10 protein-coding genes are annotated in these 15272 nt (G+C 43.0%); 5 read left to right on the forward strand and 5 right to left on the reverse strand.

Annotated elements, in window-relative coordinates:
• Positions 1-14: 14 nt before the first annotated feature.
• From IIC38_10640 to IIC38_10660, 5 genes are read left to right on the forward strand one after another with little or no spacing between them, the layout of a single operon-like run.
• Complete coding sequence (locus IIC38_10640) at positions 15-281, forward strand: HPr family phosphocarrier protein (GenBank protein MCH8126409.1); 267 nt, start codon at positions 15-17, stop codon at positions 279-281.
• Positions 278-2071 (forward strand): phosphoenolpyruvate--protein phosphotransferase, encoded by a 1794-nt coding sequence (gene ptsP / locus IIC38_10645; protein MCH8126410.1) that lies wholly within the window; start codon positions 278-280, stop codon positions 2069-2071. The genes IIC38_10640 and ptsP overlap by 4 nt, the downstream gene beginning before the upstream one ends.
• Before the next feature lie 31 nt (positions 2072-2102).
• Positions 2103-3152, forward strand: a complete 1050-nt coding sequence (locus IIC38_10650; GenBank protein ID MCH8126411.1) for a bifunctional phosphoglucose/phosphomannose isomerase — start codon at positions 2103-2105, stop codon at positions 3150-3152.
• Positions 3153-3183: 31 nt separating this feature from the next.
• A complete protein-coding gene (locus tag IIC38_10655; protein MCH8126412.1) occupies positions 3184-4320 on the forward strand; it encodes a methionine adenosyltransferase in 1137 nt (378 codons plus the stop codon).
• 30 nt (positions 4321-4350) lie between these two features.
• Positions 4351-5610: an adenosylhomocysteinase gene (locus IIC38_10660; GenBank protein MCH8126413.1), complete on the forward strand. Its 1260-nt coding sequence runs from the start codon at positions 4351-4353 to the stop codon at positions 5608-5610.
• Between the two features lie 215 nt (positions 5611-5825).
• On the opposite strand, the gene IIC38_10665 is transcribed toward IIC38_10660, so the two are convergent.
• From IIC38_10665 to IIC38_10685, 5 genes are all read right to left on the reverse strand, one after another.
• Complete coding sequence (locus IIC38_10665) at positions 5826-6755, reverse strand: alpha/beta fold hydrolase (GenBank protein MCH8126414.1); 930 nt, start codon at positions 6753-6755, stop codon at positions 5826-5828.
• 151 nt (positions 6756-6906) lie between these two features.
• Positions 6907-7335 carry a hypothetical protein gene (locus IIC38_10670; GenBank protein ID MCH8126415.1) on the reverse strand — a complete coding sequence of 143 codons (429 nt, stop codon included), beginning with the start codon at positions 7333-7335 and terminating at the stop codon, positions 6907-6909.
• 54 nt (positions 7336-7389) lie between these two features.
• Positions 7390-10107, reverse strand: coding sequence for a zinc-dependent metalloprotease (locus tag IIC38_10675; protein MCH8126416.1), 2718 nt, complete (start codon positions 10105-10107; stop codon positions 7390-7392).
• A 64-nt stretch (positions 10108-10171) separates the two neighbouring features.
• A complete protein-coding gene (locus IIC38_10680; GenBank protein ID MCH8126417.1) occupies positions 10172-11656 on the reverse strand; it encodes a tetratricopeptide repeat protein in 1485 nt (494 codons plus the stop codon).
• Positions 11657-11959: 303 nt separating this feature from the next.
• Positions 11960-14977: a T9SS type A sorting domain-containing protein gene (locus IIC38_10685; protein MCH8126418.1), complete on the reverse strand. Its 3018-nt coding sequence runs from the start codon at positions 14975-14977 to the stop codon at positions 11960-11962.
• Between the last annotated feature and the right edge of the window lie 295 nt (positions 14978-15272).

Consider the following 15272-nt stretch of genomic DNA (forward strand, 5'->3'; position numbering starts at 1 on the left):
TTTATAGAATCCGGATGATAGAAAAAGAAGTAACAATATCAAATCAATTAGGCTTGCATGCTCGACCAGCCGCTTTACTTGTAAAAACGGTTGCAAAATTCTCATCTTCATTTACTATGGTGAAAAATGGTGTTGCAATTAATGGGAAAAGCATTATGAGTGTAATGGCGTTGGCTGCCGAACCCGGTTCAACCCTTGTTTTGCAAATGAATGGACCGGATGAAATAGAAGCAATGGAAAAAGTCGTTGAACTTTTTGAAAATAAATTCGAGGAAGATTGAACCGATTACCAGTAAAAGAAGTAATTTGTAAGGGTATTGCCGCTTCTCCTGGAATAGCAATCGGAGTTGCCACCGTTCTTTCCCGGGAAAAACTAGAATTTGATCGGAAAGAAATCTCCAAGAATCAGGTCGATGAAGAGATTGAACGATTTCATGAAGCACTTGTAAGTACACGGAGTCAATTAAAAGTAATTAGAAATCGCGTTTTAAATCGATTAGGTGAGACAGCAGCAAATCTATTTGAATCCCACATACTAATCCTCGACGACCCGGTCGTGATCGATGAGACTATCAAACGAATCCGAAAGCAAAAACGGAATACGGAATGGGTTTATTTTGATTTAATGAGTGAATTCTTTAATACTCTTTCAAGTAGTGAAGATGATTACCTTAAAGAACGAGGTGTGGATATTCTCGATGTAAAACGTCGAGTTCTTAGAAATTTGATGGGGGAAAAAAGCCAGGAAATAAAATCAAATAAAGGGATGAGAATCATGGTTGCCCACCAGATGACTCCTTCTCAAACAGTAATGCTTGATAGAAATATCATCCTGGGTTTATCTGTCGATTTGGGTGGCCGAACATCTCACGTAGCTATTTTAGCTAAGGGACTGGAAAAACCTGCAGTTGTTGGATTGAAGAATTTTTCTGATCGTGTAAAAAATGACGATCGATTGGTTGTCGATGGCAACAGCGGAAAAGTAATTCTTCATCCTTCAAAAGAAACGCTACTCCGCTACCGGGAGTTGCAGGAAAAATACCAGGAATTTCAACAGACTCTGCAACCCTTAAAGGAACTTCCGGCTAAAACATTGGATGGGCACGATGTGCAGATTGCCGCAAATATTGACCTGCCCGATGAAGCAAAGTCTGCTTTGAATTATGGTGCAAAAGGAATTGGACTTTTCCGAACCGAATATATTTTCCTTAATAAAACGGATTTCCCATCTGAAGAAGAACAATACCAGGAGTATTTAAAAGTTGTGGATAGTATCTATCCAAATTCAGTGAAAATCCGAACATTTGATTTAGGAGGAGACAAATCGGTTTTGGGAGAGGATTCTTATGATGAGGAAAATCCATTTTTAGGATGGCGATCCATTCGGATTAGCCTTGATATTCCGGAACTATTTTTGAAACAATTAAAAGCGATACTTAGGGCCAGCAGCCGAAAAAGCCTTCGTATGATGTTTCCAATGATTTCCGCAGTTGAAGAAGTGAGGGAGAGCAAGATACTCCTTAGACAGGCAATGGAGGAACTCAAAAAAGAAGGTAAGGCTTTTAATCAAAATATCGAAATCGGCATTATGGTTGAGGTGCCATCTGCCGTTTTATTGGCCGGTCATCTGGCTAAGGAAGTCAACTTTTTCAGTATTGGAACAAATGACTTAATCCAATATACACTTGCAGTAGATAGAGGAAATGAAAGAATTGCTAATCTTTATACAAATTATCATCCGGCTATTCTGCGACAAATAAAGGAAACTGTCGAGGTCGGTCACAAAAATGGCATTTGGGTAGGACTATGTGGAGAAATGGCAAGTGATCTACATATGGTTCCTTTTTTGGTTGGATTGGGTATGGATGAATTGAGCGTTACACCTGCTAATATCCCGGGAGTCAAAAAATTAATTCGATCTATCCGATTCAACTCTATGAAACGCCTGGCAGATGAAATAGTCAATTTTTCCACAGCAGATGAAATTGAAGACAGGCTAAAGGCCTTTATGCTTAAGGAAGCACCCCAGTTTTCCGAAGTTTTTCAAGTAGAAATTACCGATAAAAATTAATCTTAAGAAAAATATACCTGAACTGAGTAAAATGAAAAGCGCTATCCAAAAATACGACTCCGGGAATATGCATAAGTTGATCCGAGAATTTCCGAACCAGGTACAAGCTGCTTTGACGATTGCCCAGGATAATCGTATCCCCAAACCGCAAATTAAAATTGATAATGTTTTGATCATCGGAATGGGTGGATCGGCCATTGGCGGAGATATCTTAAAAGACCTGATTTCTGCTTCGGGTACATTTCCTTGCAGTGTGATCCGAGGGTACGAGGTTCCTGGTTGGGTAAGTGATCGTAGTTTCACTTTAGTTTCAAGCTATTCTGGCAATACCGAAGAAACATTAGCAGCATATCAAGAAGCAATATCAAAAGGTTGCCAATGTCTGGTATCTACAAGTGGCGGTAAGCTGCTAAACATTGCAAATGAAAATAAACATCGGATAATACAAATTCCAGGCGGACAACCTCCTCGTACTGCATTGGGCTACCTGTTTATCCCATTTCTTATGAACCTGGTTGATTGGGGTTGGATTGATTCTCGTTTTATTGATATGAATGAAGTAATTGAACTTTTAAGTTCTATGAGTGAACGGTACGATCCGGGCAGCGAAGTTGATTCAAAAGCTTTGGAAATCGCAGAATTTTGTAAAGGCCGGATTCCGGTTATTTACTCTTCATCAAAGATGGAAACTGTGGCAATTCGCTGGAAAGGACAGATCAGCGAAAACAGCAAAGTGTTGGCATACAATAACGTGATTCCCGAGATGAACCATAATGAGATCATTGGCTGGCAGAGAGCTGGAAAAATGGGTTTGAATAAACAATTGGCAGCCATCCTTATTAGGGATCATGAAGATCATCCGCGTGTCCAAAAACGAATGGATATTGTAAAGGAGTTGATAAACCGGAGTGAAACCCCGATGCTTGAATTGGAAACATCGGGGAATACCTTGCTTGCCAGAATGTTTTCTTTGATCTATTTAGCTGATTTTGTAAGTTTTAACTTAGCCATGTTAAATGAAGAGGATCCCACGCCGATATTAAATATTGAGTTTCTGAAATCGAAATTAGCGGAAGAATAAAAGGAATTGATAAATAATTGAAAGGAATTAAATGAGCAACAATAGATTATTTACTTCAGAATCTGTAACTGAAGGCCACCCTGATAAAATTGCAGACCAGATTTCCGATGCTGTTTTGGACGCGGTTTACAAAGAAGATCCCAATGGGCGTGTTGCATGTGAAACATTTGTCACAACCGGTATGGCCCTGGTAGGAGGTGAAATTTCAACTGACTGTTATGTCGACATTCCAACTTTGGTCCGTAAAGTGATTCAGGACATTGGCTACACTGACGCCGCGTACGGTTTTGATTATCTCACCTGTTCAGTGTTAACAACGATCGATCAACAATCTCCCGATATTGCATTGGGAGTGGATAAAGAAGGAGCCGGGGACCAGGGAATGATGTTCGGTTTCGCAATCGATGAGACCAAAGAACTGATGCCATTACCCATCCAATTAGCACACAGGTTGATAGAGCGCCTGGATACTGTCCGAAAATCCGGTGAGTTGCCTTACCTTCGCCCGGATGGAAAATCGCAGGTGACCATTCAATACGAAGACGGCAAGCCGGCATATGTTCATACTGTAGTCATTTCAACGCAACATGATCCGGATGTTACCAATGAAAAACTTCACCACGATGTGATCACTAATGTCATCGATCCCGTATTGCCAAAAAATCTATACGATCCCGATAAAGTTAAATTCCATATCAATCCTACCGGAAGGTTCGTGATAGGCGGACCCCAGGGCGATGCCGGTTTAACCGGTAGAAAGATTATTGTTGATACTTATGGCGGTTATGCTCGCCATGGCGGCGGAGCATTTTCCGGAAAGGATCCGTCCAAAGTTGATCGATCGGCGGCATATGCCGCAAGATGGGTAGCAAAAAATGTAGTGGCAGCCGGATTAGCAAACTCCTGTGAAGTTCAATTAGCTTATGCAATTGGTGTTGCAGAACCAGTTTCCGTTTCCGTAAACACATTTGGTAGCGGCATCATGCCAGACGAACAAATTGTAAATAGAATTCAACAAATATTTGATTTAACCCCGCATGGAATCATTGAGGCTTTGGATTTAAGAAAGCCCATTTATAGGAAAACGGCATCCTATGGTCATTTTGGCAGAAATGAGGATGGTTTTACCTGGGAGTTAACCAACCGAGTAGAAGAATTAAAAAGATAACCTGGTAAATAATTAAAGAAAGGCACTATTGTGAAATATGATGTTAAAGATCTTGGACTAGCGTCAAAAGGGAAAAAAAGAATTGAGTGGGCGGATAACGATATGCCGGTTCTGAAGAAAATTCGGGATCGTTTTATTGCCGAAAAACCCTTAGACGGGTTTCATATGTCTGCTTGCTTACATGTAACCGCCGAGACAGCAAACCTGGCTAGAACACTAAAAGCGGGTGGCGCCGTGCTTTATCTCTGCGCATCAAATCCGCTGAGCACACAAGATGACGTAGCTGCATCACTGGTTTCTGATTATGATATTCCAGTGTTCGCGATTAAAGGTGAAAACAGAGATACTTATTATGCCCATTTGCGGGACTGTGTCGAGCATAATCCTGTTATAACAATGGATGATGGCGCTGACCTGGTTTCCGTTATTCATTCGGACTATCCCGAAGTTTCCAAATCAGTTTTTGGCAGTCTGGAAGAAACTACAACTGGCATGATCCGGTTGAAGGCAATGGCAAAAGATGGCGCTTTAAAATTTCCGGTGATTTCGGTGAACGATGCAGCAACAAAATATTTATTCGATAACCGTTACGGAACAGGCCAGTCGACAGTTGATGGAATTATCAGGGCCACTGATGTATTGGTGGCGGGTAAAAATGTCGTAGTAGTGGGTTATGGCTGGTGTGGCAAAGGATTTTCCATGCGTATGCGCGGATTAGGCGCCAAGTTGATCGTGACCGAAGTCGATCCGATTCGTGCATTGGAAGCCGCAATGGATGGCTATGATGTGATGCCAATAGAGAAAGCTGCGGAAATTGGTGATGTTTTCTGTACTTTAACCGGTGACATCAACGTCATCAGGGCTGAGCATTTTGAAAAAATGAAAAATGGCGCCATAGTTGCCAACTCCGGTCATTTTAATGTAGAACTTGACTTAGATGGTCTTGCGAAGATTGCAACAAATATTCGTAAAGACGTTCGAGATTTAGTGGATGAATATACCCTTCCGAGCGGAAACCGTATTTTCATCCTCGCCGAAGGCCGATTAGTAAACCTTGCCTGCGCCGAAGGCCATCCTGCTTCTGTAATGGATATGAGCTTTGCGACCCAGGCCTTAGCTTCCGAATGGGTAATCAAAAATAAAGATCAACTAGTAGCAAAAGTTTATGATGTCTCGGCAGAAATCGAAGATTGGATTGCTCGGTTAAAACTGGAAACCATGGGTATCGGGATTGACACCCTTACGCCGGAACAAAAAGAATACCTCTCTTCATGGGAGCAAGGCACATAAGTTTCACTCAGGTATATTTAGCGGTCTAGAGCCAATAACAAAGGGTCAGCCATTTATGGAAGGCCCTTCTTTATTTTTGGGTAAACTGTAAAGCGAGATTTATCTCGCGTTTTCTCGAGTAGTTTGGCCAATCATTACAATGCTTCCACTTCAATCAACTTCGCCAACCTCGCTTTTGCATCGTTATAAGCCCAATGTTAGGGGCTGACATTTGTCTATCGTTCAGAAAAGTTCTTATCCAGAAATTGTAATAATTTTGTGGCATATTCTGTATCCTTTTCAGGCTCAGTAAAGTTTTTGGTTACAAAATGTATGTTTCCTTCGCGAATAAATGTTTCAACATGGGGAGGCGAATGACTAAGTATTCTTTCAAAGTTGGAAAATGAAACTCCGGCGTCTCCCTTCGTATGCATGAGTAATGCTGGTCTGCTTCCCAATTTTTCAATCTCTTTCTTAGGATTGACGGACCAACTGTTTACCTTGAATTTTAGTATTGTAGCCAATGTAACAAATGGTTTTACAATTTTTGCAAAAAAAACTGGAGCTTGAGTTGCCATGTCTTCATAAAGATAATCTTCCACTGATGAATATGCTGATAAACTTATTAAACCGTCAATTTCAGGTATTTCTCCTATGGAATTGATGGCGGTTGCACCTCCCATTGATAAGCCGAAAACAACGATTGGAACATTGTTGTATGCGGGTTTTGCTTTTATGTGTTGTACAATGGCTCTTGTATCAAGAAACTCCTTATAGCCCAAACAAATCATATCGCCATCGCTTTCTCCATGAGCTCGCATGTCGAAAAGAATAGTGGCATAATCGTGTTCTTTAAAAAAACGGGCATGTCCGAAATATATAGTGGCAGAAGGGTTGCTGAATCCAGACAGGCAAATAATAACTGCTTTGGGTTTTTCTACTGCAACTTCATATGCTGAAATATTCAACCCATCATCTGTCTTGACAAAGAAGTGCTCCGCTTCTATCCCAAATTCTTTTGCTGTCCATACTTTGTTAAAGTCAACATGCTTATTAACCATCGGGTTAATTATAAGAAATGGGATTGTGAGTAAAATTCCAAAAATCAACAAACCAAATCCTAGTATTACTCCAATAATAATTTTTTTCTTTTTTCTCTTTTCCATTGCTTTATCTCAATTGTTTCTATGTCGTTCAAAGCTTGCTGCTAACGATTGTACTAACTCATAGTTCTTATCAATCCATATTACCGTATATAAACAATGAGTTTCATCTTTTCGAAAACTGGGTTATATAATTATTTTATAATCTCTATTCTTAAATTTTAAATTTGGAATATCCAGTGCCAGATAACATGAAGCCATAGGCAATATTTGATGCATTTTTGGGAGATTCTAAGATAATTTCATAATTTTTCCAATTAGTTGTACCTTGTATTGGTGTATACCAAATATTATCAAAACTGACCAAGTTTTTCTTTGGTATCAACTCTAAAAACATTCGTACTCCTTCAATAACATCTTGAGTTCTTATTAGCGCTGATAATTTAATTTTATGACCCAAAAATTTAGATGGGTCACTATTAATCATATATGTACACCAAAGGGAATTATCATTAGTTTTAGATTTAATATAACCATAATAATTAGATTCACCTTGGACAGTTGGATCACCACCAGTATTTTGACATCCTAATATGAAAACGAAAAGAATCAGCATAATGAAAATGTTTCGAATCTCTTTCATTCCTTATCTCCTTCGTCTTAGTTGATTAAATTTATAGGTGATTAGATTTATTTTTTACAGTTGTCTTTGTAATTCAGCATTGAGTGCTGCTGTAATGCGAGAAAGGGACTCCTCCAAATGGGCCCGGGAAGTGACATCTAATGCTGAATTGTTCAGTGACTTTGTGATGCCTTCTTGCAGTAACTTTAAATCTGCTCTTGCGAGCGCTATGGCATCTCCTGGCGGCATCGTCTTACCGGCAGGCTTTTGACTGCTTGCAGGTGAGAAGTACGGGGCGCCTGTTGGTTTCACTACCAGAGCAATAATTTTGTTGAGATGTGCACGCTGTAAGTTACGTCGAAAACTGTTTATGCTCGCTCGTTCCTCGACTTCCGACCAAATTGTATTTCGCAATTCCAGAAACATTTCGGCAAGGGAGAACATCGAATGGCCATTTTCAAAATATAAACCTAAATCCACCATCCGGTTCATTCTGATCGGATGGTACAGGCGATTAAGCGCAGAGTTTTGTAAATTGATAACCACATCATGAATTGGGTAATCTACACGCGGTACATAATAAAGTGAAAAATCGAAATCGTAAAAACGTTCTGGTGTGAGTTTTCTCATCAGGCTGGGTGGAAACTTGAAGGCTTCTCGGCCAAAAATATGCTGCTTCAAAGCCTCCATCGCTTCCCGCTGTTTTTTTGAACTCACCGGTTCGAAAGGTGTTCGCTGACCTTTATCGCCGATGTGATCGCGGCGGTGGTAGATGCCGCCGACATACTTGGGTAACGTAGCTGCCGCAATAAAGTACTGCCGCATAACCTGCCCTAAAACAAGCCGCATTTTCTGATAACGCGTGCCCTTTTTTTCAAAATTATTCTCAATATTGTTCAGGAGTTCTGTAGCCAGTTCAAGTCGTTCCTTGAAGAAAGCAATGGGATCTGGACCCAGGTCGAACATGTTGGTCACCGGGTCGATACCTTGCGGCGAAAAGCCAAACGCATCTTCATCGGTTCCATAAGCAAGTTTAGGTTCCGAAACTCTGCTTGCAATTTTCTTTAATTCTTTCAGTTCAGCTTCCGGGGATTTGGCATCGATTTGTTTGTAAGCGTATTCAATGGCCCAGTAGTCATATATACCTACTGAAGTGTGCCAAAACTGTCCTTGCTTCTTTCCCTTGCCAGCGAGATTGACAGGATTGTAATCCATCACGGAACCAGAAATTCCTTCCTTAATCGTTAAGCTCTTGTCTCGTAATTCATCGGCTGTATGAATTGTGCTGGCACGGAAATTATGCCGCAGACCCAAAGTATGACCGACTTCATGTGCGATCAGGTCTTTAATGGCATCTCTAATGTATTCTTTTGCCTTAGGTGAATCGAGATAAAAAGAGTCGCGGCTACTTAAGATGCTCCAACCAAAAGCGGCTTCTTGTGCTTTGCCTTCACCATAGTTGCAGGCTTTCATGGGTTGGCTCCAACTCGATAATGTTGGATTTAAGATATCCGAGACAATGGACAAAGGATCTACATATTCTTCGAGTCCACGTACCATGTAGCGAATGTAGTCGGCGCTAATACGAATATCCGCATCGTAGATTTGACCGGTAAAAGGATTTGCAAGCGAAGGGCCTACGGCATAGCCGCCGCCAGGCATCACAATCCAACGTATGGTGTGATAGCGAACGTCCGCCGGATCCCAATCCGCGTCATCGGGTTGTTGTTTGACGACTATGGCTTGTTTAAAGCCGATTTGTTCGAATGCCGCATTCCACATCAAGGCGCCCTCTTTTACGGCCTGTCGATATTCATAGGGAATGGTATTTTCCAGCCAGAAGACGATGGGCTGCTTGGGCTTCGAAATCTTAGCATTTGGATTAGTCTTTTCCAGGTGCCAGCGGTTGACGTATCGAACATAAGGTGAATCTTTTGTTTGCGTGGTGTAATCCTGGTGCAAAGTTAAAAAATGGCCAACACGGTCGTCGGCCAGCCGAGGCCGGTAACCGGTTTCGGGCAGAGTAGAGAGGCTATATCGATAACGGTGCTGCATGCTGCGACCGTCGGCAATTCGCGCAAGGCTGGGTTTTGGTTTACTGTTTTTGAAATGGATGACGGTTTCAATCTCGGTGTTAAAAGGGAAAGATTTGAGCATACTGAAATAGCTTTCCTCTTTGTCAAACTTAAAATCGACCTTTGCAATCTCACTAAGATAGTATCCAATATCGCCGTAGTCCTGAAGGAAAAAGCCAGAGGGATCTACTAAAATGCTGTTGCGTTCAGGATGAGGTTTACTTTCTATTTTGGCCGAACCGATGATCGAACTGGAAACGCCGCGGCTTACGGCCCTTGAGATTGGCGTATTGGGATCGGCACGATAATAAACATTTTTGTGAATAAACTGAACCTTCTTACCAACACGCTTGAAAATAAACGGAAAGTTAATCCACATAGCGCCGGAGTCAAAATAAACTCCGTCTCCAGCCTCCAAAGTCACGTTGCAAAGAAAAATATTATCCATCTGTTCGGGCTTGATTTCCAGAAAGACTGTATTGTCTTCCTCCTTGTGATACATAGTAAATAAGCCTTCGATAACTTTGAAGTCCTTTACGACTTCATCAAACTTCTTTTCTTCATCTTTCTTCTCCTTAACTTTGGTCGTGTCGCTTATTGCAGCTACAGTGTCTGCTTTTGCAGATGCTTCAGTTTTTTCTTGAGCTACCGTCAGCGAACCCTGTAGAATACAAAAAATGAGAATGAATGCTGGCATTAGAAAAAAATTCCTTTTCATATTTGACCTCCTTTTTTCTAAGGGTTTTACCATCAAATCGTTAATTATATTCCGGTATCTGACATCAATAAGTCATGGCAGCCAACATTCTCTCAGCTTTTTTCTTGGCAAAACAGTGGTTTAAACTATTCAACGCATTGAAATTTATGGTTCTCATGCAGAATTCTTTGGCCTTCCCACTATCACCTTTGCCTTGATAGGCTAGCGATATTCTGTAAAGGTTGTATGAGTTCTGCTGATTGGCTTGATGGAGTTCTTCCAGCGCTTTGTCATAATCTTTCTCTTCTAGTGCGATCATCCCTGCCAACTGGTGTGCCGAACGAATTTGTGACGAATTTTTTAAAACTTCAGCTTGACGATGATATTCTTCGGATTTGGCCTTTGCAGTTGTAAAATCTCCTTTCATCAAGGCAACGCGGGCGGTATTGAAAAGGTGACCACGTTTTACATTCTCTTTGATCTTTTGAGAAAGATCGGATTTCTCGATAAGTAGCAAAGACTTTTCAAACTTCGCCATAGCTTCCTCAAATCTCCCGGCCTCAAGAAGAATATTAGCCATCGTGCCAAGATCGCCTGACATGGCCACGGCATCGTTAATCTTGTCCGCTAGAGTGTATTGTTTGTTAAGCTCTTCCAGCGCCATTTCCGTTTTGCCCTCATCAACATATATGACCGCCCTAGCAAAGAGGGCTGTTCGTCGCTCGCCATCGTCGTGGGCCATGTCGTAAAACTTTTGAAGTTGATCTCTTGCCTGCTGGTGTTCTCCCTTAAAACACAGGTTTGTGGCAATACCTACATGAGAGAAAACAAAATTCGGATTAATCTCCAGAGCTTTTTGGTAAGAATCGATGGATGCATCATATTTACCCATCTTCAACAGCAATTCAGCATAAGAATCGTACGGATTGGGATCATCTGGAATCAATTCGATGTATTTCTTAAAGGCCTCTTCCGCTTCCGAATAGTTGCCTAAAGATCTGTAGTTGTAGCCCATCATGTTATAAGGGGGTGAAAAATTCGGATTAATTTCGATGGCTTTTTTGCGCTCTTCAATGGCCAGCTCGTATTCTTGTTGACCACTGTAGTGGTCAGCTAAAATGTTGTGAACGCGTTCGTCGTTGGGGTAAGTCGTGACCAGCTTTGTGAGCAGCTCTCGCTGTTTCATGGGCTCGCCATTTACCGCTGCATCAAAGCTTAAAATCAATAAACGCTCCCCCTCAGAAACCTTGTTGGCTAATGTCTGCGCCTTATTGAAATGATCAAAAAACTCTTTAGTGCTCGGCGCGACAAAGGACAACCTCAAATATGCCAACGCAAAATCCGGATCTTCGGCAACAGCTTTCTCAAAATATCGAATGGATTCTTGAGCGCGAAATTTGTCAGCGAGCTCTTGTCCCTGCAGGTAGTATTCCCGCGCTTTTTCAGACGAGGTGGTAATGGGAATTTTCCCGTCATCATAGCTGGAAATAGTAGAACAACTTGAGCTTGAGAGTAGGAATAAACAGATGGCTAGTACGGTGGCACATTTTGCCAAGATATATTTACTCATAACAACCTCCTTAAAATTTTGTGAGCTTTTAAAATTAATTGATTAAATCCATTATCTTGATAGATCCAAGGCCCTCGCCTCTTGGCATTCTTTACAAAAATAGTTTCTTACACGTCAAATCAAGAACGAGGCTCTGTAAGTAAGTGAGAAGTTGACGTCAGGACTAACTGGCTTGCAACCGCGTCCACAAGAAAAACACTTTATATGGTAGTTGCGAGCAAAAGCAGTACAACTCTCAATTTACAATTCACGATGAACTCCTTTCAGTTTAAAAGAGACTATCTACTATTAGGAAAATCTTCCTTATCTCATCAAACTCATCTTCCTCACCTGTGAAAATACAGCCGTTCTCAACTGGTATAGATACACACCACTCGAAACCGGATTGCCCTGGTTGTCCATCCCATTCCAGCGAAGACTGTGGTAGCCTGCTGCATACTCGGCATCCACCAACCTGCGAATTTCCTGGCCGTTGGTATTGAAAATGGTCACGACCACATGATTTGCCTCAGGTAGCTGGAAGTAGATCTCCGTCTCAGGATTGAAGGGATTGGGGTAATTTTGTTCAAGCCCATAGCTCTCCGGAATGGTCTCGGACAGAAACTCTTCCTGGGAATCGTTTGCAACTATCTTGCTGCTACCCATGTGGATCTTTATACTGCCACCACCGATAGCCGTCGTCGGATCGTCATTGTCCCCGGCGCCCGGCTGGTTGTCATAGATGACTCCGCTGCCGGTTTCTTTGATCTTAATGCGGAACCTATCTACCCCGCCACCACCATTGACCTGCCCGTCGATGGCGTTGATCTGAAAGGTGTAGCTGCCTGTGCCGTTGATTGTTCCGTCGCCTTTGTACATGGCCTTCGCCCCGGCGACCACTAACCAGTCGTAGTTCGACGAGTTAAAAACGAGGCTGCCAGCTTTGAACTTGAACTGAGTCCGTCCAGTCGGCACCGAAGCACCTTTCTTATATTTTGAAACGAAGCCGAAAGTAGCTTTGCCGGAGGCGCCAACGCAGAAATCTGCACACGCTTCCGCTGGCGAGTCGATCCAGCCACCGCCGGTTACAAAGCCTCCAGTCGGGTCGTAAACCACGATGAACTCGGTTGCGTCCGCACTTCCGTTTGCATTATCTTTGTCGGTAACCGTGACGGTGACAGTGTAGACACCGGGTTCTGCATACGTATGGCCGGGACCGGCACAGGTGGTTCCGGTCACCGTTCCCGCCTGTGGCCCGGTACCGTCGTTGTAGTCCACGGTGCAGGTGTATGTCTCATCGGCGGTGTTGGCTGGGTCGATGAAGGTAGCACTGACGCCGGTCACGGGTTGGTTATTGATGTCAATTGGGTCCGTTGGAACTATGATGGCGTCAATGGTTGGCGCGACGTTATTTACTGTCAATTGGAACGTGGTCTGGCTGGTTTCCGTCCCGTCATCGGCTGTGATGGAAACCGTCTGGCTTTGAGCGGGACCATCATCGGCGCTGAAGCTCCAGGACCATGTACCATCGTTGTTGTTGCTGACCGCTCCGACAGAGACAGTCAGCGTGACGGGATCATCATCCGGGTCGCTTACGGTGCCGGTATTAGTAGCTGTTTGTCCTTCGTCAACAGAAATGGTTGCCTGATCTGACGCTACAAATGGCGCTTGATTTGCCAAGAAGATTTCGATAATGGTGTTTTTGATAGCCACAAACATGCTTTGGCCATCCGGAGCTAACGTGAATGATGGCGATGTTTGTAGGCCGGAAAAGATGAAGCCCTGGGCAAACGTCGAGACCGAACCGACCGACGAAATCTGTTGAATCTTCCCACCTGAAAACACGTACAGATCTGTTCCGAAGGCCCCTCCAGTACCAAATTCGAGGGGTCCGGCCAGTCCTTCTACAAAGATACTGATATTTCCTTGAGGGGTTACACGCCAGATTTTGCGAGGGCCACCCACCGAAGAACCGTCTGAGACATACAGATCGTTGCCAAATCCGCCTCCCGAGCCGAAGGCGATAATTGCAGGTGATCTATTAACGGTCCATATTGATGAATTGACCAAGAAGGTTGTTGCCGCCCCAGTATTCTCATCGATGCGATATAACACGGGCGGATTAACTGAGGCGCCCATGAAATCCATGACGTATAGATGAAAACCGAAATCGCCGCCTGGTCCAAAAGCTAGGCCAAACGGATCTCCCGGTATTGGAAATTCGGGATTTCCTTTTGCTAGGACTGTGATTCCACCTGTTGTCCTGTTGATTCTGAAAACTCGGCCGTCACAGCAGAATCCGGTTTCCACCGTGTTGTGATCGGATACGATCAAGTCGGTCCCAACCACTGGGTGTCCATTGCCGATGATCAACTGGCCCGGCTGTGATATGGGAAGTCCATTTACAAGAGTAGATACAGCAAGAGTGGAGAGATCGATCTCATGAATCTTTGCTTTGAGAGTCAGGATCGGATTCCCATAATCACCAACATAGAGTTTTCCGTCTGAACTCGCAGCCAAGTCCGTGGTGTTGTCAAATGGCGGCCCACTAACCAAAATTCGAGCACCGAATCCAGAAGCAAGACTAATCGAGTGTATCTCTGAAATTTTGCATTTACCACCGCTGCCCGCATTATAGATATTCTGTATTTCTGAAACAGAAAGAGCGCGATTGTAAATCGAAAGTTCGTCGATATCGCCATTGAAAACGCCATTACACTCCCCATTTGACCCGATATGATACGTGTCGGATGAATTGTCTACGCTCCCAACTTGGACTGTACCCACATTGTCAAAATTCGTAATTTCAGACCCATCGACATAAATCCTAACAGCTGTATTTCTGTCAACTGCAGCAACCGCATGATGCCATTGGTTATCGTCAAACCTAGCTGTCGTCATCCAGTTTTGTTGGGGTAGACCCACGCCACGCATTACAAAATGAAGCTTACCATTATCTCCCCTAACTCTAAGAAGCGTATAAGATATTGGACCACCAGAGTGAACATTACTTAATATATTACCCCCTACCCCGGTTTTGAACCAGGTGCTTATAGAGTAGCTGCTGCTACCAATCAAGTTTTTAGTATTCAAATCAATACAGCCATTCACCCCATTAAAGCTAAACGCGTCGTCAACCATTCCGGCAGCAAACGTGGCCCCATTCAACAATGTCCCATCATTACCTCCTTGGACATCAAGGGCGTTGCCATCCCCTGGCCAGAAACCCACTAAACCAGGTGGAGAAGAAATGCAATTTGATTGGGCCTGGCTTAGTGTTGTGAGGCCCAGCAGGAGGAGTCCTGTGTAGGCCAGCGCGGAATAATATTTCAGCGTTTTCATGTTATGCCTCCATAGTTATTTTGTTATTATGATTAATTGTTTTTGTTGTCACTGAATTGCTCGTGTCCTGTTAGAAATTTAGTACAAAAAGAAATCCCATAGATGATACTTCCTCCTGGAATATCATCCTTTGCCGTCTTCAAGGCCACCAGTTTGTAAGACTTTGGCGAGTCGCCGGTGGCCTCTTAATTTGTAAATATTAACGCATCAAACTCATCTTCCTCACTTGCGAAAAAGCAGCCGTTCTTAACTGGTATAGATAAACACCACTCGAAACCGGATTGCCCTGGTTGTC

The sequence above is a fragment of the candidate division KSB1 bacterium genome, assembly GCA_022566355.1.
Taxonomy (GTDB): Bacteria; Zhuqueibacterota; JdFR-76; order JdFR-76; family DREG01; genus JADFJB01.

Bases quoted from the DNA above. Each gene is read 5' to 3' on its own strand.
- IIC38_10665 (MCH8126414.1), bottom strand. From the start codon at position 6,755: ATGGAAAAGAGAAAAAAGAAAAAAATTATTATTGGAGTAATACTAGGA.
- IIC38_10675 (MCH8126416.1), bottom strand. From the start codon at position 10,107: ATGAAAAGGAATTTTTTTCTAATGCCAGCATTCATTCTCATTTTTTGT.
- IIC38_10680 (MCH8126417.1), bottom strand. From the start codon at position 11,656: ATGAGTAAATATATCTTGGCAAAATGTGCCACCGTACTAGCCATCTGT.
- IIC38_10650 (MCH8126411.1), top strand. From the start codon at position 2,103: ATGAAAAGCGCTATCCAAAAATACGACTCCGGGAATATGCATAAGTTG.
- IIC38_10655 (MCH8126412.1), top strand. From the start codon at position 3,184: ATGAGCAACAATAGATTATTTACTTCAGAATCTGTAACTGAAGGCCAC.
- IIC38_10685 (MCH8126418.1), bottom strand. From the start codon at position 14,977: ATGAAAACGCTGAAATATTATTCCGCGCTGGCCTACACAGGACTCCTC.
- IIC38_10670 (MCH8126415.1), bottom strand. From the start codon at position 7,335: ATGAAAGAGATTCGAAACATTTTCATTATGCTGATTCTTTTCGTTTTC.
- IIC38_10640 (MCH8126409.1), top strand. From the start codon at position 15: ATGATAGAAAAAGAAGTAACAATATCAAATCAATTAGGCTTGCATGCT.